Source organism: Nesterenkonia alba DSM 19423, assembly GCF_000421745.1.
Taxonomy (GTDB): Bacteria; Actinomycetota; Actinomycetes; order Actinomycetales; family Micrococcaceae; genus Nesterenkonia; species Nesterenkonia alba.
In genome coordinates, this window is the sequence record NZ_ATXP01000001.1 from 146,411 (window position 1) to 169,953 (window position 23,543).

The 23,543-nt window shown below is 65.4% G+C and carries 20 protein-coding genes; 14 read left to right on the forward strand and 6 right to left on the reverse strand.

What is annotated here, in order from left to right:
- From H578_RS0100690 to H578_RS0100700, 3 genes are all read right to left on the reverse strand, one after another.
- Positions 1 to 735: a Maf family protein gene (locus tag H578_RS0100690; RefSeq protein ID WP_022871792.1), complete on the reverse strand. Its 735-nt coding sequence runs from the start codon at positions 733 to 735 to the stop codon at positions 1 to 3.
- A complete protein-coding gene (locus H578_RS0100695; RefSeq protein ID WP_022871793.1) occupies positions 732 to 992 on the reverse strand; it encodes a hypothetical protein in 261 nt (86 codons plus the stop codon). The genes H578_RS0100690 and H578_RS0100695 overlap by 4 nt, the downstream gene beginning before the upstream one ends.
- 124 nt (positions 993 to 1,116) lie before the next feature.
- Positions 1,117 to 2,706 (reverse strand): acyl-CoA carboxylase subunit beta, encoded by a 1,590-nt coding sequence (locus H578_RS0100700; protein ID WP_022871794.1) that lies wholly within the window; start codon positions 2,704 to 2,706, stop codon positions 1,117 to 1,119.
- 129 nt (positions 2,707 to 2,835) lie between these two features.
- Here H578_RS0100700 and H578_RS12220 point away from each other — a divergent pair, with 129 nt between their 5' ends.
- The 10 genes from H578_RS12220 (at position 2,836) to H578_RS12245 (ending at position 15,682) form a co-directional block, all read left to right on the forward strand.
- On the forward strand, positions 2,836 to 3,768 hold the full coding sequence (locus tag H578_RS12220) for a biotin--[acetyl-CoA-carboxylase] ligase (protein ID WP_022871795.1): 933 nt from the start codon (positions 2,836 to 2,838) through the stop codon (positions 3,766 to 3,768).
- Positions 3,769 to 3,869: 101 nt separating this feature from the next.
- Positions 3,870 to 4,484, forward strand: coding sequence for a hypothetical protein (locus tag H578_RS0100710; protein ID WP_022871796.1), 615 nt, complete (start codon positions 3,870 to 3,872; stop codon positions 4,482 to 4,484).
- On the forward strand, positions 4,477 to 5,865 hold the full coding sequence (locus tag H578_RS12225) for an adenylate cyclase regulatory domain-containing protein (protein ID WP_022871797.1): 1,389 nt from the start codon (positions 4,477 to 4,479) through the stop codon (positions 5,863 to 5,865). Before H578_RS0100710 ends, H578_RS12225 begins: the two co-directional genes overlap by 8 nt.
- 103 nt (positions 5,866 to 5,968) lie before the next feature.
- Positions 5,969 to 6,721 carry a PP2C family protein-serine/threonine phosphatase gene (locus H578_RS12230; protein ID WP_022871798.1) on the forward strand — a complete coding sequence of 251 codons (753 nt, stop codon included), beginning with the start codon at positions 5,969 to 5,971 and terminating at the stop codon, positions 6,719 to 6,721.
- A gap of 229 nt (positions 6,722 to 6,950) precedes the next feature.
- On the forward strand, positions 6,951 to 7,250 hold the full coding sequence (gatC, locus tag H578_RS0100725; RefSeq protein WP_022871799.1) for an Asp-tRNA(Asn)/Glu-tRNA(Gln) amidotransferase subunit GatC: 300 nt from the start codon (positions 6,951 to 6,953) through the stop codon (positions 7,248 to 7,250).
- Between the two features lie 2 nt (positions 7,251 to 7,252).
- Positions 7,253 to 8,767, forward strand: a complete 1,515-nt coding sequence (gatA, locus tag H578_RS0100730; RefSeq protein ID WP_022871800.1) for an Asp-tRNA(Asn)/Glu-tRNA(Gln) amidotransferase subunit GatA — start codon at positions 7,253 to 7,255, stop codon at positions 8,765 to 8,767.
- A complete protein-coding gene (gene gatB, locus H578_RS0100735) occupies positions 8,767 to 10,284 on the forward strand; it encodes an Asp-tRNA(Asn)/Glu-tRNA(Gln) amidotransferase subunit GatB (protein WP_022871801.1) in 1,518 nt (505 codons plus the stop codon). Before gatA ends, gatB begins: the two co-directional genes overlap by 1 nt.
- Positions 10,285 to 10,547: 263 nt before the next feature.
- The gene (locus tag H578_RS12235; protein WP_245554859.1) at positions 10,548 to 12,359 is read left to right on the forward strand and encodes an alanine/glycine:cation symporter family protein; all 1,812 of its coding nucleotides are present in this window, start codon (positions 10,548 to 10,550) and stop codon (positions 12,357 to 12,359) included.
- Between the two features lie 183 nt (positions 12,360 to 12,542).
- Positions 12,543 to 14,828: an NAD-dependent DNA ligase LigA gene (gene ligA / locus H578_RS12240; protein WP_051130738.1), complete on the forward strand. Its 2,286-nt coding sequence runs from the start codon at positions 12,543 to 12,545 to the stop codon at positions 14,826 to 14,828.
- Positions 14,825 to 15,682: an inositol monophosphatase family protein gene (locus H578_RS12245; RefSeq protein ID WP_245554861.1), complete on the forward strand. Its 858-nt coding sequence runs from the start codon at positions 14,825 to 14,827 to the stop codon at positions 15,680 to 15,682. The genes ligA and H578_RS12245 overlap by 4 nt, the downstream gene beginning before the upstream one ends.
- Positions 15,683 to 15,742: 60 nt before the next feature.
- Here the strand turns inward: H578_RS12245 and H578_RS0100755 are convergent, their stop codons facing one another.
- Both H578_RS0100755 and H578_RS12250 read right to left on the reverse strand, forming a co-directional pair.
- Positions 15,743 to 16,810, reverse strand: coding sequence for a baeRF2 domain-containing protein (locus H578_RS0100755; RefSeq protein ID WP_028463795.1), 1,068 nt, complete (start codon positions 16,808 to 16,810; stop codon positions 15,743 to 15,745).
- 138 nt (positions 16,811 to 16,948) lie between these two features.
- Positions 16,949 to 18,421, reverse strand: coding sequence for a glutamyl-tRNA reductase (locus tag H578_RS12250; protein WP_022871806.1), 1,473 nt, complete (start codon positions 18,419 to 18,421; stop codon positions 16,949 to 16,951).
- An 81-nt stretch (positions 18,422 to 18,502) separates the two neighbouring features.
- Between H578_RS12250 and hemE the strand changes: the two genes are divergently transcribed.
- Positions 18,503 to 19,600, forward strand: a complete 1,098-nt coding sequence (gene hemE, locus H578_RS0100765; RefSeq protein ID WP_022871807.1) for a uroporphyrinogen decarboxylase — start codon at positions 18,503 to 18,505, stop codon at positions 19,598 to 19,600.
- Here the strand turns inward: hemE and H578_RS0100770 are convergent.
- Entirely contained in the window at positions 19,583 to 20,557 is a 975-nt protein-coding gene (locus H578_RS0100770) for a sugar-binding transcriptional regulator (RefSeq protein WP_051130725.1), read from the reverse strand. The genes hemE and H578_RS0100770 overlap by 18 nt on opposite strands.
- Before the next feature lie 117 nt (positions 20,558 to 20,674).
- On the opposite strand from H578_RS0100770, the gene H578_RS0100775 reads away from it, so the two are divergent.
- From H578_RS0100775 to hemG, 3 genes are all read left to right on the forward strand, one after another.
- On the forward strand, positions 20,675 to 21,085 hold the full coding sequence (locus H578_RS0100775) for a hypothetical protein (RefSeq protein ID WP_022871809.1): 411 nt from the start codon (positions 20,675 to 20,677) through the stop codon (positions 21,083 to 21,085).
- Positions 21,086 to 21,122: 37 nt separating this feature from the next.
- Entirely contained in the window at positions 21,123 to 21,863 is a 741-nt protein-coding gene (locus H578_RS0100780; RefSeq protein WP_022871810.1) for an MIP/aquaporin family protein, read from the forward strand.
- A 257-nt stretch (positions 21,864 to 22,120) separates the two neighbouring features.
- Positions 22,121 to 23,518, forward strand: a complete 1,398-nt coding sequence (hemG, locus tag H578_RS0100785) for a protoporphyrinogen oxidase (RefSeq protein ID WP_022871811.1) — start codon at positions 22,121 to 22,123, stop codon at positions 23,516 to 23,518.
- Positions 23,519 to 23,543: the final 25 nt, after the last annotated feature.

A 23,543-nucleotide genomic window follows, 5' to 3' on the forward strand; every position in this document is an offset into this window, starting at 1 on the left:
TCATCCTTCGCTTCTCAGTTCGGTCATGCTGTGCCCCAGCTGTTCGGCCAGCCGGTGCAAGGCCGCCGGAGAGACCCCGATGACCGCCTCGCGGTCGCCGTCGACCCGATCAATAAACTCCGCAGCCCCGCCCTCCAGAGTGAACGCGCCGGCACAGTAGAGCGGCTCCCCGGTGGCCACATAGGTCCGGATCTGCTCATCAGTGGGGTGACCGAAGACCACATCGGAAGAAACCGTCTCCCACGCGGCGCGGAACTGACCAGTCCCACCGGGGACCGAGCCCAGCAGCACCTCCATTCCCGCACCGGCCCAGTGCGTGGCCTCGGTACCAGTGGGTGCGGCCTCCACCAACCAATGACCGGTGTGCAACGTTCCGGTATGCCCCCGCATCCGCTGCCACCGGGCGATAGCGACCTCCGGTTCGATCGGCTTACCGTAGGCGAGACCATCGAGCTCGAACACCGAATCACAGCCGAGCACCAACGCTCCGCGAGCCTCCGGACGGGACGCGACATCCTCAGCCTTGGCCTGGGCGAGCAACAATGCCTCATCGGCCGGCGACAACGGTCCCGAGGCTTCCGCCGCCTGCTGCACCACTGTCGGTTCGTCCACATCCGAGACGACGACGTCGAAGGCGATCCCCGCCTGCTGCAGAATCATCTTCCGCGAGGGGGAAGCTGAGGCGAGGATCAGCCGCGCTGGACGATCCCCAGCACGCTGGCGTGCAGCACTCATCGCAGACCCCCCGCCGCCTGAGTCCAGGACCCCGGACCGGGCCGACCCCACAGCCCGTGGGCATTGGCGTGGAGCCGGTGACGCCGCTGGGTGGTGCGGTCAGTGGGACCGGTGGTGCCGGCGTCGTCGTCCCCACCTCCATCGGCCGAGGCCAGACGAGCGATGACCGCCACCACGGCGGCAGTCTCCTCGGTGCTCAACTCCGGCCCGCGGATATCCAGCAAGGCAGTCTCCGAGGTAGTCAGTTGGTGTGCCATTACAGAGGGATATTTCCGTGTTGCGGTGCTGGTCCCGGCGGCGGGCAGAGCCCGCGCGCCTCTCGGCCGGCTGCGGCGGCGCCGGCCTTCACACCTAAAGGGGCAGGGGTCATGTGGTGTGCCATTACAGGGGGATATTTCCGTGTTTCTTAGCGGGCAGGGATTCGCGTTTGTGGTAAGTGGCGCGGAGGGCTTTGGTGACCTGCCAGCGGGTTTCGGCCGGTTCGACGACGGCGTCGATGAACCCCAGTTCAGCTGCCTGGTACGGGTTGAGCAGCTCCGCCTCATACCGGTCGATGAGCTCGGCCCGTTTGGCCTCCACGTCTCCGCCTTCGGCCTCCACAGCAGCCAGGTCACGGCGGTAGAGAATATTGACCGCACCCTGAGCGCCCATCACCCCGATCTGAGCGGTGGGCCAGGCAAGATTCACATCCGCACCGAGCTTCTTAGACCCCATGACGATGTAAGCCCCACCGAACGCCTTACGGGTGATGACGGTGACCTTCGGCACAGTGGCCTCCGCGTAGGCATAGAGCAGCTTGGCCCCGCGCCGAATGATGCCGCCGAACTCCTGGTCCGTACCAGGTAAGAACCCGGGCACATCCACCAGCGTAAGGATCGGGATGTTGAACGCATCGCAGAACCGGACAAACCGAGCCGCCTTCTCACTAGCGGCGATGTCAAGGGTCCCGGCGAACTGGCTGGGCTGATTGGCCACCACCCCCACGCTGCGGCCCTCAATGCGCCCGAACCCGATGATGATGTTCGGTGCATACAGGCTCTGCAACTGCAGGAAGTAGCCGTCATCGACCAGCTGCTCGATCAGCACGGTCATGTCATAGGGCGCGGAGGCCGAATCGGGGATGAGCTCATTGAGCGACTGATCCTCCGGTTCGATTTTAGGGCGCTCCTCCGCAGCCTCCACCGGAGCCTCGGCCAGGTTGTTCAGCGGCAAGAACTCCAGCAGCTCCTTGGCGAACTCGATGGCGTCTTCTTCATCCTGGGCCATGTAGGTAGCCGTGCCGGTGGTGGTCGCATGTGAACGCGCCCCACCGAGGGTCTCCATATCCACGTCCTCGCCCGTGACCGACTTGATGACATCGGGCCCGGTGATGAACATATGGGAGGTCTTATCCACCATGATGATGAAGTCGTTCAGCGCCGGAGAGTAAGCCGCCCCGCCAGCCGCCGGGCCCATAATGAGGGTGATCTGCGGCACCACCCCGGAGGAGTGGACGTTGTTACGGAAGATATCGGCGAACATCGCCAGAGACTCCACACCCTCCTGGATGCGAGCACCGCCGCCGTCGTTGATGCCGATCACCGGGCAGCCGTTGCGGGCTGCGAACTCCTGAACCTTGACGATCTTCTTGCCGTTGACCGCCGACAGTGACCCGCCGAAGACGGTGAAATCCTGGGCGTAAACAGCCACCAGCCGGCCCTCGATGGTGCCGTACCCGGAGACCAACCCATCACCGACCAGCTTCTTCTTCTCCATACCGAAGGCCGTGGAGCGGTGCACCGCCAGAGCGTCGAACTCCACAAAGGAGTCCTCATCCAGCAGCATCTCGATCCGCTCCCGGGCGGTGAGCTTACCCCGGTTGTGCTGTTTCTCCACCGCGGCGGCGCCGGCTGGAACCAAGGACTGATCGCGACGACGCCGGAACTCGGCGAGCTTGCCGGCGGTGCTGTTCAGATCAGGCGCGTCGCTCATGGGGCCTTTCGCTTCTCGGCGTCGTGATGGAAACTCTACAAATCAGCCGCCAGTTTAAGCACAGCGTCACCGGAAGCCGTTGTGGAACCCCTACAACATCGCAGACTGGCTCTGAAGTAGGTTGCAGCTATGACGGATAACCCCACGCCACTTCAGGTGCAGCGGCTGCAGCGTGAGCTCATGGACACCGGGGTCATCTCCCGGCTGGAGGTCACAGAGACGACGACATCGACCAATCATGAGCTGCTCACCGACGCCACCCAGCCCGGTTTCGTGAACCGGTGGCCGCACTTCAGTGTGCTGACCGCCGAGGAGCAGACCGCCGGACGGGGCCGGCTCGGCAGGGGGTGGTCTTCCCCCCGGGGAGCCTCCCTGTCCACCTCCGTGGTGCTGCGTTCATCTCTTCCGCAGGCTCAACGACCGTGGTTCACCCTGGTGGCCGGCTACGCGCTGGTCACCATATTGCGTGAGGAACACGGTCTGGCTGCCGGGTTGAAATGGCCCAACGATGTGCTCATCGACGGTCGCAAAATCGCCGGATTGCTGGCGGTCCTCCCCGCAGAGGACTCCGGTGCGGTCATCCTCGGCTGCGGCATCAACGTCCTTCAGGGGGCCGATGAACTGCCCACCGAACACTCCACCTCCCTACGGGCGGAACTGGCCGCCTCTGGGCAACAGACCCCGAAGGCACACAGCACAGAGGCAGCGGCCCTGCGTACTGACCTGCTCGTGGCCTGGTTGAGCCGATTCCGCCACCTGCACGAGACCGCCGAGGCCACCGGTGGTATCGCTGCGCTGCGGGCAGATATCGTCACCGCCATCAGTACCCTTGGCACTCGGGTGCGGGTGGAGTTGCCGGACCAGACCGCCGCCCGCGGAACCGCAGTGGGAGTCGACGACGACGGCGGGCTCATCGTCGAGGTCACCGAACGTCGTCGTACCCGGTTAGACCCCGAAGCCGGAGGCGGGCCCCAGGACCTCTGGGAGCCTGTGCCGGCGGCTGTCCAGCACTTCACCGCCGCCGATGTCATCCACCTGCGCTCCTCACGAGCGCACAGCTGATCGGCGGTGCCGAAGCCACGTAGAATCGGGCGGAAGAGAGATGGTCACACCAGAGTCCCCGGCGGGATAGCCCGGGCTCGTGAGGTCAAGGAGGTGCGTCGGTGCCGCTGAAACTCGTCGACGGCGAGCAGGTCATCGTGCGCACCCGTGCCCACTGGCGGGCCCTGATCCCCGCCGCAGCCAACCTGCTGGTCACCGTGGCGGTGATGATGTTCCTGTTGGGTTACATCACCCGCCCCACCCAGCCGGCGTTCATCGTTCACTACAGCCACATCGGGGTCTTCGCCGTCTGGGCCATCGGTTTGCTCGTGGTGGCCTTCGGCACCGTCAAACCCGCGCTGGCCTGGTTGAATCGGATCACCTACCTCACCAGCCACCGGGTGGTACAGAAAAACATGATCGGCGCCGCGCAAGCGGTGGTGGTCCCCCTGGGTCTGTTGACTCAAGTGGACTGGCGGCAATCCCGAGCCCAGGGGGTGGTCGAAGCCGGTGACATCATCCTCATCCACGGGATCGGTAACCAGTACCAGCGCACCACATTGCGGGATATGCCCGACGCCGCCCGGTTTCACACCCTCATCGCCCAAGAACTCGCCGAGTACCGGCGTCGTGCTAACGCCCACTATTGGGCGCAGATGAACAGCCCCGCCCACCCCGGTCCTGCCCATGGATACGGGGATGTTCCGCACGCCTCCTTCGGCGGAGCCTATGGCTGAAGAACATCAGGACTCCGGACGGGAAGCCTGGGAGCGGGCCACCCGCCGCGGCTTCGGAGCCCCAGCGGACTACATGGCCGGTGAGACCGCCGAATTCGCCGCCGTCGAGCCCCATGACTACACCGCTGACGAACTCGCCGCAGCCCGAGCCGACTGGTCCGATTTCCCGGCGCGCGGGGTCACCACCGCCCGGGTCGACTCCTCCGCCCCTAGTGCCGCCACCCCGGTAGAGACCGTGGAAGCCCAGGCATTCAGCGGATCTGTGGATGAGACCTATGAGCGGAACCCGGAGACTGCAGCCATCCCGGTGCCGACTTTCCAACAGCGCGAGTGGCACCGCTCCATTCGGGAGTTGGAACACCGCCTTCTGGGGGCTGAACGGACCCTGACCTACCGTCAGATGGCCGCCCGTATGGGGGTCTCCACCCACTCGGCCCGCCGGTTGTGGCGCGCCCTGGGGTTCCCCAACCTGGATGACGACGTCAAAGCCTTCACAGAGGCGGACGCCGAGGCGCTGACCACGATGGTTGAACTCGTCCGCGAAGGCCACCTCAACCAGGAGACTGCCATCTCGCTGACCCGCTCGGTGGGGCAGATGACTGATCGGATGGTCGTGTGGCAGATCGAGGCGCTGGTAGAGGACAAAATCGCCAACGAGCAGCTCTCCGACGCCGAAGCTCGTAGTCACGTGGTCGAAACCCTGCCCCGGCTCATCGAGCCGATCCAGCAGCTGATGGGCTACGCCTGGCGCAGGCAGCTTTCTGCCGCCCTGCAACGGCTGACCGTGCGGGTTGAATCTGGTCTGGCCTCTCTGGGGCGGGAGGACGACGACGATTCCCCCCTTCCCCTGGCCCGAGCCGTCGGGTTCGCCGACCTGGTCTCCTATACCTCTTTGTCCCGGCAAATGAGTGAACGCACCCTGGCCCAGATGGTGCAACGGTTCGAATCCAAATGCGCCGAGATCATCAGCATCGGTGGTGGCCGGCTGGTCAAGACCGTCGGTGACGAGGTGCTCTTCAATGCCGAAACTCCTGAGGCCGGTGCGGAGATCGCCCTGGCGCTTTCTGAGGCGATCGCCGCCGATGATGTGCTGCCCCAGGCCCGGGTCTCGGTGGTGTGGGGGCGGGTGCTCTCCCGGATGGGGGACATCTACGGACCAGTGGTTAACCTCGCCGCGCGGCTGACGGCCCTGGCTGATCCCGGCACAGTGCTCGTCGACGCGGCCACCGCCGAGGCTCTCGAAGGCCGCGACGACTACCTCCTGGTACCCCAGCCGCCCCGGGTGGTGCGCGGCTTCGGGGAAGTCGCCCCCGCGATGCTGTTACGCACCGGGGCCTCCAGCATCGTCTTGGAGAGCGCTCCTGACGAACCCACCGCCTAGCAGGGGGATGGGCGATGGGCATACGCACATCACGATGAGGTAAAAAATGACACGTCGCGGATCACAGGAAGGCAACGATCCGTGACAAGATGGGGGAGTGACAATGAGCGCGAACAGTCCTGACACCCTCCAGGAGCCCTACGTCGACTACGGTTGCGGTTCCCACGTGGGACTGCGCCGTGAGCTCAACGAAGACTCCTACGTCGTGGCCGATAACCTCTTCGCCGTTGCTGACGGTATGGGCGGCCACGAAGCTGGGGAGGTGGCTTCCCGTCTGGCGGTCGAGGCCCTCGCTGAAGGGTGGGAGCGCGCACAGGGGCGAGTCACCGAAGCAGACATCCAGCATTTCCTCGACGACGCCGATGCCCGCATCCGTCAGGCCACCGACTCCAAAGCCGGGACGACGCTCTCCGGGGCGGTCGTGGTGGAGACGGAGAACCAGTGGCAGTGGCTGGTGTTCAACATCGGCGACTCGCGCACCTACCTTCTCCACGACGGCGCCTTCATCCGCCTCACCCGGGATCACTCTCAGGTCCAAGACCTCGTCGACTCCGGGATGATCACCGCCGATGAGGTCCAGACCCACCCGCAGCGCAATGTCATCACCCGGGCTCTAGGTGCCGGGGACTTCTTCGAAGCGGACTTCTCCACCGCCACGGTCACCCCGGGGCAGCGGCTATTGATCTGCTCCGACGGGCTGACCGGAGAACTCACCGACGCGCAGATCGCCCAGATTCTCAACGCCGGGCGCAGTGCCCAGGACACCGTCGACTGGTTGATTCACGCGTCGCTGAAAGCAGGGGGACGTGACAACGTCACCGTCATCCTTGTCGACGTCGTCTCCGGCGACCACTGATCGTTAGCGCCTGTGCCCGGTTCCCGATGGGGGCGGAGCAAACCTCGGAGGATTCCTTGTGGGAGCGGCTTAACCTTACCGAGCTACGCTTTCGCAGCTCGGCAAGGTGAAGCGCGAGTAAAGGAGGAGAGGTTTGCGGAGTCCCCAGCGGGCACCGGAAGGCTCACCGTAGGCCGATAGGATGAGCGGCAGACGTTTCCACGAATCTGAAACTACTCAAGGGAGCTGCATGTCTGAGATCTCGCGTGCCGACGTCGAGCATCTTGCCAGATTGGCCCATATCGCCATGACCGAGGAAGAGCTGGACAAGACCGTTGAAGAGCTCGGCGAAATCGTCGACGCCGTCAAGACCGTGCAGGAGGCCGCTGGTGAGGACGTCCCCGCCACCTCCCACCCCCTGCCGCTGACCAACGTCTTCCGCGAGGACGTCATCGGCCACACCTTCACCCCGGAGCAGTCCCTGGCGAACGCTCCTGACGCTGACGCCGGACGGTTCAAGGTCCCGGCGATCCTGGACGAGGAGGCCTAAGCATGGACCCCATGATTCAACTCACCGCGGCCCAGATGGCCGCTAAACTCCGCGCCGGGGAGATCACCTCCGTGGAGCTGACTCAGGCGCATCTGCGCCGCATCGAGCAGGTCGAGCCCACGATCAACGCGTTCCTCCACGTCAATGCAGAGGAAGCACTAGAAACCGCCGCCGGGGTGGATAAGATCCGTGCCGCCGGGGGAGCTGAGGCGGAGAAACTGCACCCGCTGGCCGGGGTGCCCATCGCCATTAAGGACCTCATCGTCACCAAGGGTCAGCCCACCACAGCGGCGTCGAAGATGCTCGAAGGGTGGATGAGTCCCTACGACGCCACGGTGGTGGAGAAAATCCGGGCCGCACGGCTGCCGATCCTGGGTAAGACCAACCTCGATGAGTTCGCCATGGGCTCTTCCACTGAGCACTCCGCATACGGGGTGACGCGCAACCCCTGGGACACCGAACGCATCCCGGGCGGTTCCGGGGGAGGCTCGGCCGCGGCCGTTGCCGCCTTCGAGGCACCTCTGGCGCTGGGCACTGATACCGGTGGTTCCATCCGGGAGCCAGCGGCCTTTACCGGTACCGTCGGCACCAAGCCCACCTATGGCGGAGTCTCCCGTTACGGTGCGATCGCCATGGCCTCATCTTTAGATCAAATCGGTCCCTGTGCCCGCACAGTGGAGGACGCCGCACTGCTGCACGAGCTCATCGGTGGCCACGACCCCAAGGACTCCACCTCCCTGCCGGACCCCGTGCCGGCTTTCGCCCGGGCCGCCGCCGAGCACGACGTCGCCGGTAAGAAGATCGGGGTCATCAAGCAGCTCTCCCACGGAGAGGGATACCAGCAGGGCGTGCTCGATGCCTTCCACTCGTCCTTGGAGTCGCTGAAAGAGGCCGGGGCTGAGATCGTCGAAGTCGACTGTCCCAGCTTCGACTACGCGCTGGGGGCCTACTACCTCATCATGCCCTCGGAGGCCTCCTCCAACCTGGCCCGCTACGACGGGGTCCGCTACGGCAAACGAGTACTACCCGATGACGGGCCATTGACCATCGAACGGGTCATGGCCGCCACCCGTGCCGCCGGATTCGGTCCTGAGGTCAAGCGCCGCATTGTGCTGGGCACCTACGCGCTCTCCGCCGGGTACTACGACGCCTACTACGGCTCCGCTCAGAAGATCCGCACCCTCATCCAACGGGACTTCGACCGCGCCTTCGAGCAGGCCGAGGTGCTGATCTGCCCCACCGCCCCCACAGTGCCGTTCAAACTCGGGGAGAAGTTAGACGACCCGCTGAAGATGTACCTCAACGACATCGCGACGATCCCTGCCAACCTGGCGGGGATCCCCGGGATCAACGTGCCCGGCGGGCTATCCGAGGGGCTGCCGGTGGGCATCCAGTTCCTCGCCCCGGCCCGTGAGGACATCCGCGCCTACCACGCTGCTGGAGCCCTGGAGCACCTGCTCGGTGAAAAGGGTGAGGCCATCTGGCAGCAGATCCCCGAACTCGAGGAGGTCCACTGATGAATGAGACGTTGACAGACCCCCAGCCACTGAGCTTCGAGGAAGCGCTTAAGAAGTATGAGCCGGTCCTCGGCTTCGAGGTCCACGTGGAGCTCAACACTGTCTCGAAGATGTTCTCCTCGGCCCCCAACGCTTTCGGGGATGAACCCAACAGCAACGTCAACGAGGTTGACCTCGGGCTACCCGGCACGCTGCCGGTGGTCAACGGACGTGCGGTGGAGTCGGCCATCAAACTCGGGTTGGCACTGAACTGCTCTATCGCCGAGTCCTGCCGGTTCGCCCGTAAACAGTACTTCTACCCGGACACCCCCAAGAACTGGCAGACCAGCCAGTACGACGAGCCCATCGCCTATGACGGCTGGCTCGACGTCGAACTCGACGACGGGGAGATCTTCCGGGTGGAGATCGAACGCGCGCATATGGAGGAAGACGCCGGCAAACTCACCCACGCCGGAACCTCCGGACGTATCCAAGGTGCGGACTACTCTCTGGTGGACTACAACCGGGCCGGGGTGCCGTTGATCGAGATCGTCACCAAACCGATCACCGGTGCCGGTGAACGCGCCCCGGAAGTGGCCCGGGCCTACGTCTCGGCGATCCGGGACATCGTTAAAGCTTTGAAGATCTCCGATGCCCGCATGGAGCGGGGCAACGTCCGCTGTGACGCCAACGTCTCTTTGATGCCCAAGGGTGCATCACGATTCGGGACCCGTTCGGAAACCAAGAACGTCAACTCCCTGCGGGCTGTCGAACACGCGGTGACCTACGAAATCCGCCGCCACGCCGGCGTGCTCGCCGCTGGCGGCAGTATCGTCCAGGAGACCCGCCACTGGCAGGAAACCTCCCGGACCACCAGCCCGGGACGGATCAAGTCCGACGCGGATGACTACCGGTACTTCCCCGAACCGGATCTGGTTCCCATCGTCACCACCGAAGAGTGGATCGAGACCCTGCGGGCTGAGTTGCCCGAGCCGCCAGCCGAGCGGCGCCGTCGGCTCCGTGAAGCCTGGGGCTACTCGGATGCTGAATTCCGTGATGTCGTCGCTGCTGGCCTCCTCGATGAGATCGAACAGACCGTTGAACAGGGGGCCAGTCCCGCTGTGGCCCGCAAATGGTGGATGGGAGAGCTCTCCCGACTGGCCAATGCGCGGGAGACCGCTCCGGCTGAACTCGGGGTGGAGCCGGCCACGATCGTTGAGCTCAACCAGCTCATCGAGGACGGGAAGATCAACGACAAGATCGCCCGGCAGGTCCTCGAATACCACCTTGATGGGGAAGGCAGCCCGGGGCAGATTGTTGCCCAGCGTGGGCTCGAGGTCGTCTCCGACGACGGTGCGCTCACTGCGGCCGTGGAAAAAGCCATGGCGGAGAATCCCGACGTCGTCGAGAAAGTCAAAGGCGGCAAACTCAAAGCCATTGGTGCGCTCATTGGTCCGGTCATGAAGGAGACCAAAGGCCAGGCCGATGCCGGAAAGGTCCGCCAGATCGTGCTGGAGAAACTGGGGATCGAGGGCTGAGCTCCGCCGCTTGAGCGCCCGGTGCCCCGACGGATCAGCAGAACAGGCACCTATGTAACACATTCGTGATCTGAGAGGTTCACGAGAAACATAATGTTTACATCTGTGCGTGTTCTGCAAAGCATCCGAAACAGAGTGGGAGTATATTGCTGACATTCTGGGAGTGAAATACTCCTTCAGGAGTGTTGGATCACGTACCTCGTTACTCTGACCTGAGGGGATGAACACCATGGGTGCACAAGGGCTGCTGATGGCAGCAGATAATGATGTCGAGGGGGGACACTCGAATCTGCGGGGCGCCCCCTGCCGACCCTGACGAAAGCGCGGTACAGAACGCCGCCGACGTCGTCGACGCGTGTTTCGGGCAGGCCACCGAATTCTTCGTGAACCTGGTTTTCGGGACCGAAGTCCAGGTTCCGCTAGGAAACCCGTTCCCCGAGGACAGCATGCTCTGGGACGGACCGCTGGTGGTGCTGTGGGCGATCATCGCCGCCATCGGCTTCACCATCTATTTCAAAGCCGTGCAGTTCCGCGGCTTCGGCGCCGCCCTCGAGGCGGTCCGCGGTAAGTGGACCCGCAAGGACGACCCCGGTGAGGTCACCCACTTCCAAGCACTGACCGCAGCGGTCTCCGGAACAGTGGGGCTTGGCAACATCGCCGGTGTGGCCGCCGCGATCTCCCTGGGAGGTCCCGGTGCCACCTTCTGGATGGTGCTGGCCGGACTGTTCGGAATGTGTACCAAGTTCGTGGAATGCACCCTGGGGGTGCGGTACCGCACCATCGATGAGAACGGTGAAGTCCGCGGTGGACCCTTCCGGTACCTGCCGATCGCCTTCCGCCGGCTCGGCCGGCTGCCGGTGGCAATCATCACCGGTGTCTTCGCTATCTCGGTGATGCTCTTCGGCATCATCGGTGGTGGGATGTTCCAGGCCAACCAGACCTACGGTGCTGTACAGTCCGCCGGTGCCACCATCGACGAGATGCAGCTCAGCGACGAGGAGCGCGAAGCTCTCGAAGCCGAAGGCATCAGCGTCTACGAGCTCGAAGGCGGCCCGAACACCTTCGAGTTCCTCGAGTCTGAGCTGACTGCACTGATCTTCGGCATCATCTTTGCCGCACTGGTGGCCCTGGTCATCATCGGTGGGATCAAGCGCATCGGGTCGGCCACCGCCAAGATCGTGCCCATCATGGCCGCTATCTACGTGCTGGCCTGCCTGGTGGTCATCCTGGCCAACATCACCAATATCGGGGACGCTCTCTCGGCGATCTTCGTTGGCGCCTTCTCCCCGGAGGGTATTACCGGTGGTGTCATCGGTGTCATCATCATCGGTGTTCAGCGTGCGGCCTTCTCCAACGAAGCCGGCATTGGCTCGGCTCCGATCGCCCACTCCGCGGTGAAGACCCGCCGGCCGGTTTCGGAGGGCTTCGTGGCCTCCCTGGAGCCGTTCATCGACACGGTGGTGGTCTGCACCATGACCGCTCTGGTCATCATCTTCGCCTGGCCTGCCGACTACGAGGCCTCCATCGGTGAAGGTCACGACAACCCGGTGGGTCTGACGGCCAACGCCTTCGACACCTTCTTGCCGGGCTTCTCGGTGCTGCTGGCCATCTGTGTGGCGCTGTTCGCCTTCTCCACGCTCATCACGTGGAGCTACTACGGCATCCAGGCCTGGCGGCACCTGTTCGGCAAGTCCGAGGTGGGGGACACGATCTTCCGGCTCATCGTCTGCGTGATGATCGTGGTGGGCTGCATCGTGTCCTTCGCCAACATCATCGACTTCGCCGACTCGGCCCTCTTCCTGTGCATCTTCATCAATGTCATCGGTCTGGTCGTGCTGGCCCCGGTGGTGAAACGGGAGATGGAACAGTACTTCGCCGATCGCAAGGCTGGCCGCCTGATGGAGGACCCGGAGTACATCCCCGGCCCGGAGGACACCGCCGCGGTGACCACCTGGGAGCTGCGCGGGGAGCCCGGTCCCTCCGTGGGTACCGGTTACAAGGACGCCGACGATGTCTCCGGCCCGGCCACCAACCCGGTCGACACCGTCAGCGGGGACACTGAGGCCAAGAGCTAACCCCCGTCCTTTCCGGGCAGCTTCGGCTGACCCCAGTCACGGCAGGCCCGCTGGTGTACGCACCGGTGGGCCTGCCGTGTGTCTGGCTGCCTGAAGCAGAGGACTCTTCACCGGAAGAACGCGCACCGAAACAGTGAGGGGTTCCGGAGTTCTCGGTGCTGTACGTCAGTGCTCCTCAGTAGACTGTGCGACGTGACTGAACAGCCCGACGACGCCGTCTCCACCCCTGAGGCGGGACTGCGCGAGGAGTACGCCGAACTCGTCGAACAGGTACGCACCCACCAGGTGGCCTACCACCAGAAAGACGCTCCGCTGATCTCTGATGCGGAGTATGACCAGCTCATCCGGCGGTTGCGGCAGATCGAGGCCGCCCACCCGGAGCTGGTCACCTCCGACTCCCCGACCCAGCAGATCGGTGCTGACCCGTCGTCGGCCTTCGCCCCGGTCGAGCACCTGCAGCGGATGTACTCCTTGGAAGATCTCTTCTCACGGGATGAGCTGCGCACCTGGTACGACCGTACCGTCGCCTCCCTGGAGAGGATGCGTCCCGGTCAACCACCGCGCTGGTTGGTCGAAGTCAAGATCGACGGGCTGGCCATCAGCCTGCTGTACCGGTACGGCAGGCTGGTGCGGGCCGCCACGCGCGGAGACGGCACCACCGGTGAAGACGTCACTCACAATGTCCGCACCATTGAGGACATCCCCCACCAGCTCACCGGGGATAACCACCCTGAGGAGATCGAAGTCCGCGGGGAGATCTTCATGCCCACCGCCGACTTTGAGGCCTTCAATGAGAAGCTCGTCGCCGCTGGTAAAGCCCCGCTGGCTAACCCCCGCAACGCTGCCGCCGGGTCACTGCGGCAGAAGGATCCGGCCAAGACGGCCGAACGCCCGCTGAGTATGTTCGTTCACGGGGTGGGGGCCCGCTCATCCCTGGTGCTGACCTCCCAGCACGAAACCTACGATCAACTCGCCGCTTGGGGGCTGCCGGTCAGTCCCTACACCCGCGTCCTGGACAGCCTCGAGGAGATTGAGGCCTACCTGGATGAGTTCCTCGAGAAGCGACACGACCTCGTCCACGAGATTGACGGCGTCGTCATTAAAGTCGACGACTTCGAACAACAGCGCGCCCTGGGGCACACCTCCCGGGTGCCGCGCTGGGCGGCAGCGTATAAGTACCCGCCCGAAGAGGTCACCACTCGCCTGCTGGATATCCGCGAGCAGGTCGGGCGCACCGGACGGGTCACCCCCTTTGCCGTGTTGAAACCCGTGCCGGTGGCCGGATCCGTGGTCTCCAAGGCGACCCTGCACAACCAGGAGATCGTGAAAAAGAAAGGGGTGCTCATTGGCGACGACGTCTTCGTCCGCAAAGCCGGCGATGTCATCCCCGAAGTCCTCGGACCGGTCCTCCCTGCCCGGGAAGGTCGAGAAGATGAACTCCGTGAATACGTCTTCCCCGAACACTGCCCGGCGTGCGGCACCCTCTTGGCTCCCGGCAAAGAAGGTGATGTGGACTACCGGTGCCCCAATGCGGAATCCTGCCCGGCCCAACTGAGCGAGCGGGTCATCCACATCGGCTCGCGGGGAGCCCTGGACATCGAAGGCTTGGGTGAAGAGTCAGGGCTGGCGTTGACCAACCCGGACTACCGCCGTCCGGGCCCGGAACTCATCAACCGGCAGGCAGTCACCGAGACCGGAGCACCTGTGGTCTTCGACGACGACGGCGCCCCCACACCTCAGCAGCCGGTGCTCACCAATGAGGCCGGCCTCTTTGACCTCACCCATGCCGACCTCAAAGACATCTACGTCTGGCGGGAAGAACGCATCTACGAGGCAGAGACCCGCAGCTGGTCCCGCACCGGACTGTGGACGGTCGAGCGCTACTTCGCCAAACAGGACGGCACCCCCAACGACCGTGCCGAGACGCTGTTGCGTGAACTCGGCAAAGCCAAACAGCAGCCGTTGTGGCGGGTCCTGGTGGCTCTGTCGATCCGCCATGTGGGGCCCACCGCCTCCCGAGCCCTGGCTTCGGCATATGGTTCCATGGACAAAATCCGTGCTGCCGATGAAGAAGAACTCGCTGGTATCGACGGGGTCGGCCCGGTCATTGCCGCCTCCATCCGTGAATGGTTCGCTGTGGATTGGCACTGCCGCCTGGTCGAGCGGTGGGCGCAAGCCGGGGTGCGGATGGAAGACGACGTCGATGAGTCCACTCCCCGTACCTTGGAAGGGCTCACCGTGGTGGTCACCGGCTCGTTGGAGAACTACTCCCGGGACGAATCCAAGGAGGCCATCATCGCCCGGGGAGGCCGGGCCTCCGGCTCAGTGTCCAAGAAGACCGATTATGTTGTCGCCGGGGAGAACGCCGGCTCCAAACTGACGAAAGCTGAATCCCTCGGTGTCCCGGTGCTGACCGAGGATCAGTTCACCGACCTGCTCACCCACGGACCCGAAGGGCTAACCACATGAGCCAGATGCCCACGCAGAGCACACTGCAGAGTCTGCTCACGATCGCCACTGAGGCCACCGCCGCCGGGGCCCAGGTGCTCAGCCGCCGTGCGCAGATCGCCCCCACAGGGATCGCTTTAAGCCACGCGGACACTGGTATCGAGACAAAATCCTCCGCCTCTGACCTCGTCACGGACTTCGACAAGCGAGCCGAAGACGCCGTGAGGGAGGTCATCGCCGCATACAGACCCCACGACGTCATCTCCGGGGAGGAGTATGGCACCACCGAGGTGAGCGAACCCACCGGGTACCGGTGGAGCATCGATCCACTCGACGGGACAACGAATTTTGTGCGTGGTGTGGTCTACTACGGCACGTCAGTGGGACTGCAAGCCCCCAGTGGGGAGTGGATCATCGGAGTGGTGGAGGCCCCCGTGCTGCGCCGCAGATGGTGGGCCATTCGTGGGCAGGGCGCCTACACGGCTCACGATGACCACCCCGAGCAGATCCGGTTGCGCGGTCCCCGCGGTGTGGCCCGGGAGGGGCTGCTGGCCACTGGTTTCGGCTACGACGCTGAGCGGCGGCAAGACCAGGCCCAGGCCGTAGCAGCCATGCTCGAGACATTCGGCAACCTGCGCCGACTCGGTGCCGCCGCCCTCGATATGTGCATGGTCGCCGACGGCACCTTGGATGCCTACGCGGAGTACGGCATCCAAGAGCACGATTGGGCTGCCGGGGCCCTCATCGCCGAGGAAGCCGGACTGCAGGTCTACCGCCCGGCTTTCCCCGACGGTAACGCCGACCCCGACTGGTGTGTGGTCGGGGAGCTCGGCATCGAGCTGAACCGGCTCAGCCCGCCGCCACGTGCCTTCTGACCGTGCCTGTGATTTCTCTCGGCACTGCGTGCAGACTGGCCGAGTGAGGCGGGAGGGTGCCTAGGCTGCTGCCTGGGTCTCCATCTGATCCACCGGAGCCTCATACCGCAGAATCGCTGCGGCATGGTCGGCGACATCGGCTCCCACCAGTGCCACAGAGGCGTCGACTTCTGCGGCGGCACGCAGGAGTTCGTCCTCGTCTTCAGCGCGTGCGGTGTAACGCAGCAGCAGCGTTTCCACCGCGCCCAGCTGCGCGGCCCGGCGAATGTCCTCTGCACCTTCGACCGCGCGGCCGTTGGCCTTGGCATCACCGAAGCGTTCGGTGACCTCCTTGGCCCGTTCAATGGTTAACCGCCGACCCAGCGAGGAGAGCTCCTCTTCGACAGCGGCGATGGCGCCGTCGTCGGCGGAATCATTGGGGATCCCACCGCCGGCTTCCAGCTCATGGGCCCGCTGAGCTAAGTCTGTCGGAAGCTCACCGAGGAGCCGCTTGCGGCCTTGGACCTCCCCGGCCACCACCACAACATCGGGGCGCCAGCGGTCGGCAGCCTTGCGTACCTCCTCAGTGATATCGCGGATGTTCAGTGCAGCGGCCTCATCGGCGCGCTGCTGCATCCGCCGGTGATGCTCTCCGCCTTCACGGGGCTTATTGACCGTCTCTGTCGCTGACCCCTCTACACGGGTCTCCGGCCCGGTTTCCAGGGTCTCGGAGGAGGTGAAGACCCGCCGTTGGAGGGTGGCGCGCTCCTGGTCGACCAGGACCACCAGGGCGTGGACGGAGCGGGCCCGCTCACGGATGTAGTCACCCAGTTGTGCAGGTTCACCGAAGACGGCCCGGTCCCCGGCGGACCCGGTGGCGTCACACGCTTCATTGAGCAGCAGACCACTCCGGTTGGCTACCAGGACCCGCCCTTCGGTGTGGACGGCGACCGGATCGGAGGTCACGGCTGTGTCCAGGGCGGCCAGGGTCTGATCGTGCGCTCCAGCGTCGGCGAGCTCGTCGCGCAGCGCTTGCCACCGCAGACTCAGCTCATGCTCCGCTTCAGCAGAGGGATCCGAAGCCTGCAGATAGACGGTCGCGAACGGAGGCTCAGCCTCATATATCGAGCGAAGTGCGGCCAACTGCATCGGTCGTTCACCTTCCTTATGACCCATCGCGTGCTGTTCCGGGGTGACCGGAACCTCATGGGATCAACGTAGAAACCGCAGGTCAGCGCTGGCGTAAAGGCAGCTGGAAAGTGGCTTGACGCCAATGGTGCCCAGGGCTCAGGCGCGGCGCAACTGCAGGTGGGCCACTGCGGGGAGACGCTCGACGCTGAACTCCCCGGGCCGGTGGTGGCGGCAGAACCCGCCTTCGGGGACCTGCTGCAGGTAGGCGGCCATCTGTGCCAGCTCCGCCGCGGAGAACTCCTCAGCCTTGCGCCGCTGGGCGCGTGTGGGCCGCTGCGATTCCACAGCCGATTCCACCCGCAGCCCGAAGAGGGTCTCCAGTGCGGAGACATAATCCTCGGCCCGCCCTTCGGCGGCCAGCTCCCGGGCCCGCACCGTGGGGGTGTGGAGGAGCTTCCGGACGATCCGGCGGGTGGCGAATTCGACCTCTTCGGAGGCGGCGGTGCACCCGTGTTGGCCGCGGACCTTCTCCATCTCCGCGTCCATGAGCTGCTGAACATGTTTGCGGAGGGTGACGATGGCGTCGTCGGCGGTGCGTTCCCGCCGCTCGGTGAGGTAAGCCTCCGCCTGGGAACGGACCACATCGCGGGCTTCCTCCACGGCGTCCCGGGTCTCCTGCGGCGCCGCCAGCTTCACTGATTCCAGGGTGATGAGTTCGACGCCTTCGAGGTCAGCCACCTCGGGTGCAAAATCGTGAGAGAGGGCCAAATCGATCAGCAGCAAAGGGGTGTGGCGCTGTTCCAATCCGGCCAACGATTCGATCTCCCCGGCGGTGATCTGCCGATTGCCACCCGAACAGCCGATGATGACGTCGGCACGGCGGAACGCCTCCGGTAATTCCTCCATGGCCAGTGGGCGGGCTCGCCCACCCCGGGCGGCCAGAATGTCAGCACGTTCAGCTAAGAACTGCTCGGCTCGCCCGGAGCCGGAGAAGACGGCCACATCGCCGGTGTGCCGCTCAGCCAACTGCGCCAGCGAGGTGCCCGCATAGGCGCCGGTGCCGATGAGGACCGCGTTGGCTTGCGGATAGAACTGCTCGGAGCCACCGCGCATATCCCCGGCGATATCCAGTGCCACGGAGACGATCGACCGACCCGTACTGCCCAGGGAGGTGCGAGTACCGACCTCCTTGGCGGTGCGGGTGGCGGTCTCGAACAACTTGGTCAGATTCCCGGAGACAGTCCCGGCAGCCTGCGCCTCGGCCAGGGACCGACGGACCTGCCCGGCGACTTCGCGTTCCCCGATGACGGCCGAATCCAGACCCGCGCCCACCTCGAACAGATGGGTCACGGCCTCGTCCTCCACCAGGGTTTTAAAGGACTCGGCGACCACGTCACGATCCAGACCGCTGGAGTCGGCCACAGCGTCGATGAGTGTCTGTTTGGCGGCCTCGAGATCTTCTTCACGGTCCGAAGGGGTCTCGGCGTAGATCTCCAGACGGTTGCACGTGGCCAGCGTGACGGCAGGCAGGGACACAGAAGCGGCGACGTCGGCCGCTCCTGTGGACAGGGTCCCGACCGTCTCCAAATCGAGGTCGGAGTGGGATGCGACAAGTGAAAAGAGAACCACGGCGTAGGATATTCTACCGTCTTCTACGTCATGTCGAAGTCGCCGTCGGCACAATGTTCGCTCAGAGGACACAATGGGGGTATGACGACCACGCCTGAGGCCATGACCTCCCACCCGCTGCACACTGGAGTCACCGCCGACGCCCCGCTCATCACCGAGTATCTGGGGGGTAAGACCTTCACCGGGGAGGCAGTCCGCCCGGCACGGCGGCCGGTGTGGTTCATGCGGCAGGCCGGGCGTTCCCTGCCGGAGTACCGGGCGCTGCGGGAAGGGACCACCATGCTCGAGGCCTGCCTGAAACCAGACATGGTGGCAGAAATCACTCTGCAACCGGTACGTCGGCACGACGTCGACGCCGCCATCTTCTTCTCCGACATTGTCGTCCCCCTGCGCCTGGCCGGGGTGGACGTGGAGATCGAGCCCGGGGTGGGGCCGGTGTTGAAGAACCCGGTCCGCAGCGCCGCCGACGTCGCCGCGTTACCGGATCTCGATCTGAAGGATTTCGAGGTCATCAGTGAAGCGGCCGCCCAGTGCGTGAGTCTGCTGGGCCCCCGACCGTTGATCGGTTTTGCCGGGGCACCCTTCACCCTGGCTGCCTATATGGTCGAAGGCCGGCCAAGCCGGGACCATCTGGGTCCGCGCACTATGATGCACGCCGACCCGCAGACCTGGCACGCCTTAGCGGAGTGGACCGCCCGGGCTTCCGGACTGTTCATGCGTGCCCAGGTGCTGGCCGGTGCCTCCGCCGTTCAGCTCTTCGACTCCTGGGCCGGTTCACTGGGCCGGGCCGACTACGCCGAACGGGTCATGCAGCATTCCGCGGCCGCCTTCGCCGAAGTGGCCGACCTCGGGGTTCCCGCAGTGCACTTCGGCACCGGTACCGGGGAGATCCTCGACCTGATGCAACGGGCCGGGGCGGATGTCATCGGTGTGGACTACCGGCTCGACCTCGCCGAGGTGGCTACTCGGCTGCCCGGAACCCCCCTCCAGGGCAATATTGACCCGGCCTTGCTCACAGCCCCCTGGGAGGTGCTCGAAGCCCATGTGCATACGGTCATTGAGGCCGGCTCCCGAGCCCCTGGCCACGTGGTCAACCTCGGTCACGGAGTGCCCCCGGAGACCGACCCCGATGTGCTGACCCGCGTGGTGGAGTTGGTGCACTCACAGCCCGTGAACTAGCTCATTGGCCGAATCCCGGTCCAGCACCAGCACGCTCACCAGTGAGGCGGCAAGTGCCCCGCGCACCGCGGTGACCTTATGCGGCCCGTTGACCACTCCGATCCGGTGGGGGATCCGCCGCAGTTCATCGGGAAGCATGCCCGTGGATCGGCGGTTGAGCTCCACATCCCGCCAGGAGCCGTCGCCGCGGAAGAAGACGGTGCACACATCGCCGACCACACCCTCGGCGGTCAGGCCGTTGAGATCCTCTCGGTTCAGGTACCCCTGAGCGTAGACCTGGGACACCGGGCTGCTGTGGAACGTGCCGATACCGAAGATCGCCGCAGTGCAGCGCCGCTGCAGGTCCAGCATGCGGCGGATGGTGCGCTCCTGCCACATCGCGGCCTTGGTGCTGGCATGGTCGAAGAACGGTGGCACCGGCAGCAGCTCCGCCGCACCGGAGTAGGCCGCGGCAATCTCCTCGGCGGCGGTGCGATATCCACCGCGTTCCCGGGTGCCTAGCGGGTCCGGGTGAATGGCGCCGTTGAGCCCCACCACGGTGAGGTCCTCGACCTCCCGGTGGGGAAGCCGCTCGGCTACCGCCGTCATCGTGTTTCCCCAGCAGGTGCCGATGACCGCCCCCGGGGTGATGAGCTCATCGAGCGCTTGGGCGGCCAAGGCCGCCACCGAGGCCGTGGTGACCGCCGGGTCCCGTCGCCGGGGCGGTTCAGCGACTAACGCCCGGACCCCGTACATCTCGTGCAGTCGATGCTCTAGTGCGCGGGAGCGGTCAGTGGGTGGATGAACACTCACTCGGACGATGCCCCGGTTGCGAGCTTCCTGCAACAGCCGCGAGACCGTGGCCCGTGAGACCCCCAATTCTCGGGAGATCGCCTCCATCGTGCGGTCCCGCTCGTAGTACAGCTGTGCAGCCCGGAACTCCAGTCCCTCGCGGAAACTCGGTGTCACTGCGTTCATTGATCCCAGTATCAACGCCTCAGTGAACGTCCGTCCAAAAACGTGGCCCCCGCCACGGGGCCGCCGGTGAGATGGACCGTGTCGAGCACACCCGCTTGTGAGGAGAGGAACCGCAGCATGGTCGCCGTTGCCGTGGAACTGGCTGAACGTGAGAACGCCCTCCAGCACCTGGAGGACACGATCCCCGCCGAGCCGGTGGACCTGCTGGTCCTTGGCGATGGGGAGACCGAGACGACATTGGCTTACGACGCCGCCGCAGTCGGCTTGCGCGTGGGCCTGATCGCCTCAGGTGCCTGCATCCGGATGCCGCGGCCCTGGCCTCGGCTGGTGGGCCGGGCTCACCGGGGCGCGGCACCCTATGTGGCGACTGAAACCGACGTCGTGGGGCAGCTAACCCGCGGAGACGACGTCGTCGGCGTCATCATCCGGGATCCGCGCCGCGGCAGCCTCGCCAATGTCTTCGCCACTCGGGTGGTCTCCACCGAAGACATTCCCACGCACACCGCACTGACCACACCCATCACCTGACATTCGCCCCTACTCAACTATCGAGGAGCTGCCGCATATGGCAACTATTTTCCTGTTCGAAACGATGGGCACCGCCTTCCTGGTGCTGCTCGGCCTGGGTACCATCGCCAACGCGATGCTCCGGGGCACCAAAGGCCAGGGGGTCGGGCTGACCTGGCTGATGATTCCCTTCGGCCTGGGTCTGGCGGTCTTCACCGGTGTGCACGTCGCCCACGCCACCGGCGGGCACATCAACCCCGCGGTCACCATCGGCATCATGATCTCCGGGGCCGAGGAGTTCGCCCCCGGGATTGAAGCGACCTTCCCGCACCTGCTGGCCTACCTGGCTGCCCAATTCCTCGGCGCGATGATCGGCGCTGTCTGGGTGTGGCTGGCCTATAAGAACCACTTTGACGAAGAAGAGGACCCCGCCAAGATCCTGGGGGTCTTCTCCACCGGACCCGAGCGGCGCAACCTGACCTGGAACACAGTGACCGAGATGATCGGCACCTACGTCCTGGTGCTGCTGGTGCTGCTGCTCGGCGAGACTCCCGCGGCCCTCGGGCCGCTGTCGGTGGCCCTGGTCGTGGTGGTCATCGGTATCGGTCTCGGTGGTCCCACCGGCTTCTCCATCAACCCGGCCCGTGACTTCGGGCCCCGCATCATCCACGCCATCCTGCCCATCCCCAATAAAGGCTCCAGCGACTGGGGATACTCCTGGGTCCCGGTGGTGGGTCCCGTGCTCGGCGGAGTCTTCGCCGGCATCAGCGTCCAGATTCTCCCCCTCCTGGGCGGCTGATAGCCCGGCGTCCCTGCCCCAGGATTCCGCCGCTGAGGGCGGCTGCACCCTTGATACGGTGCGGCCGCCCTCTTTTCTGTGTGCTTTCTCTTGGTGCGTTGCTCGGCACAGTCCCAGGGTCCCGGCGGATCCAGGGCGGAGGATCTGGCCTTGTGCCCTCAGAGGGGGCGGCATGAGGGTCTGCGGCGCCGGCGGCCGGTGAGAAGATGTTCACTCCCGCTGCCGGAGCGCGATCACCTCAGGGCAGAATGGTGGCCATGAGCATTGCTGTGATCGGTGGAGGGGTCGCTGGCCTCGTCGCCGCCTGGGAGTTGGCCTCCGCCGGAGCCGAGGTCGAAGTCTTCGAGGCCGAGGACCACCTCGGTGGAGCCGTCTGTGCTCTGCCGATGGCCTCCGGCCGCATCACCCTCGACGCCGGTGCCGAGGCCTTCGCCACACGCAGCCCCGAGGTGCCGCGGCTGCTAGAAGACCTGGGCCTCTCCGCTGAGATCGTCCCCCCGCACCCCGGCCCGGCCTGGCTGCAGCTGCCTGATATCGCCGGGCCCTTGCCGGCGGCCGGCGTTCTGGGGATCCCGGTGGATCCCCAAGCTGAGGATGTCATCCGGCTCATCGGCCCCGAGGCCGCAGCCCGAGCTGCCGAGGATCTGACCGCCATGATGACCTGGGGTGCCGAAGATTCCCCCACCCTGGGGGCAGTGGTCCGTGATCGGATGGGCGACGACGTCGCTGAGAAACTCGTCGCCCCGATCGCTTCTGGCGTGTACTCCACCGATCCCGATGATCTGGACCTGGCCACCGCCGCTCCGGGGCTCTATGCCGCCATGTTGTCCCACGGGTCCCTGGCCCGGGCAGCAGCGGCCATCCGCGCTGAATCCCCGTCCGGGTCCGCGGTGGCCTCCCTGCGCGGGGGTATGCACCGGCTGCCCGCCGCCCTGGAATCCCGGCTGCGGGCCCTGGGGGTCCGGCTCCACCTCAACACGCCGATGGACTCGTTGACCGACCTGGATGCACAGAAGGTGCTGCTGGCCCTGGACGGTCCGGCAGCCTCCGCACTCGCCGCCGGCACCGTGCAGGTTCCACAGCTGACCCCCCGGCCAGAGGACGACGGGGCCGAACGGGGAGTGGCCCTGGTGACGCTGGTGCTACACGCCCCAGAACTCGATGCCCGTCCGCGTGGAACAGGGATGCTTGTGGCTCGTGACGCCCCACATATCGGGGCCAAGGCGATGACCCACATCACCGCCAAATGGGAATGGGCCTCCCGTCATCTCCATACCGCCCTGGGTGAGGGCCACCATGCCGTGCGACTGTCCTACGGGCGGATCAGTGACACCGATGGTCAGGGTCTGGGATTCTCCAGCACTGATGAGCAACTGCTTCAGGCGGCCGCTGGTGATGTGAGCGCGCTGTTCAGCGTCGACATCTCCCCAGAGTGCATCGTTGACTCCGCAGTGGTCAGATGGCAGCGCGCCCTGCCGCCCTCGGCCGCCGGACACCGCCGCCGGGTCCAGTCCTTCCGCGGGGCACTGGCCGCACAGCGGGCCGGGTCCGGTCCGCAGCTGTGGACCGCCGGTGCGTGGTTTGCCGGCACCGGTCTGGCGCGTGTGATCCCCGACGCCCGGGAAACAGCCCGGGAGATCCTGACTTCTACATGATGTAGAAGTTGTGCCTGCCGCGCGG

Coding starts and splice junctions, on each gene's coding strand:
- H578_RS0100690 (WP_022871792.1), bottom strand. CDS start 735: ATGAGTGCTGCACGCCAGCGTGCTGGGGATCGTCCAGCGCGGCTGATC.
- H578_RS0100695 (WP_022871793.1), bottom strand. CDS start 992: ATGGCACACCAACTGACTACCTCGGAGACTGCCTTGCTGGATATCCGC.
- H578_RS0100700 (WP_022871794.1), bottom strand. CDS start 2,706: ATGAGCGACGCGCCTGATCTGAACAGCACCGCCGGCAAGCTCGCCGAG.
- H578_RS12220 (WP_022871795.1), top strand. CDS start 2,836: ATGACGGATAACCCCACGCCACTTCAGGTGCAGCGGCTGCAGCGTGAG.
- H578_RS12225 (WP_022871797.1), top strand. CDS start 4,477: ATGGCTGAAGAACATCAGGACTCCGGACGGGAAGCCTGGGAGCGGGCC.
- H578_RS12230 (WP_022871798.1), top strand. CDS start 5,969: ATGAGCGCGAACAGTCCTGACACCCTCCAGGAGCCCTACGTCGACTAC.
- gatC (WP_022871799.1), top strand. CDS start 6,951: ATGTCTGAGATCTCGCGTGCCGACGTCGAGCATCTTGCCAGATTGGCC.
- gatA (WP_022871800.1), top strand. CDS start 7,253: ATGGACCCCATGATTCAACTCACCGCGGCCCAGATGGCCGCTAAACTC.
- gatB (WP_022871801.1), top strand. CDS start 8,767: ATGAATGAGACGTTGACAGACCCCCAGCCACTGAGCTTCGAGGAAGCG.
- H578_RS12235 (WP_245554859.1), top strand. CDS start 10,548: ATGATGTCGAGGGGGGACACTCGAATCTGCGGGGCGCCCCCTGCCGAC.
- H578_RS12245 (WP_245554861.1), top strand. CDS start 14,825: ATGAGCCAGATGCCCACGCAGAGCACACTGCAGAGTCTGCTCACGATC.
- H578_RS0100755 (WP_028463795.1), bottom strand. CDS start 16,810: ATGCAGTTGGCCGCACTTCGCTCGATATATGAGGCTGAGCCTCCGTTC.
- hemE (WP_022871807.1), top strand. CDS start 18,503: ATGACGACCACGCCTGAGGCCATGACCTCCCACCCGCTGCACACTGGA.
- H578_RS0100770 (WP_051130725.1), bottom strand. CDS start 20,557: ATGAACGCAGTGACACCGAGTTTCCGCGAGGGACTGGAGTTCCGGGCT.
- H578_RS0100775 (WP_022871809.1), top strand. CDS start 20,675: ATGGTCGCCGTTGCCGTGGAACTGGCTGAACGTGAGAACGCCCTCCAG.
- H578_RS0100780 (WP_022871810.1), top strand. CDS start 21,123: ATGGCAACTATTTTCCTGTTCGAAACGATGGGCACCGCCTTCCTGGTG.
- hemG (WP_022871811.1), top strand. CDS start 22,121: ATGAGCATTGCTGTGATCGGTGGAGGGGTCGCTGGCCTCGTCGCCGCC.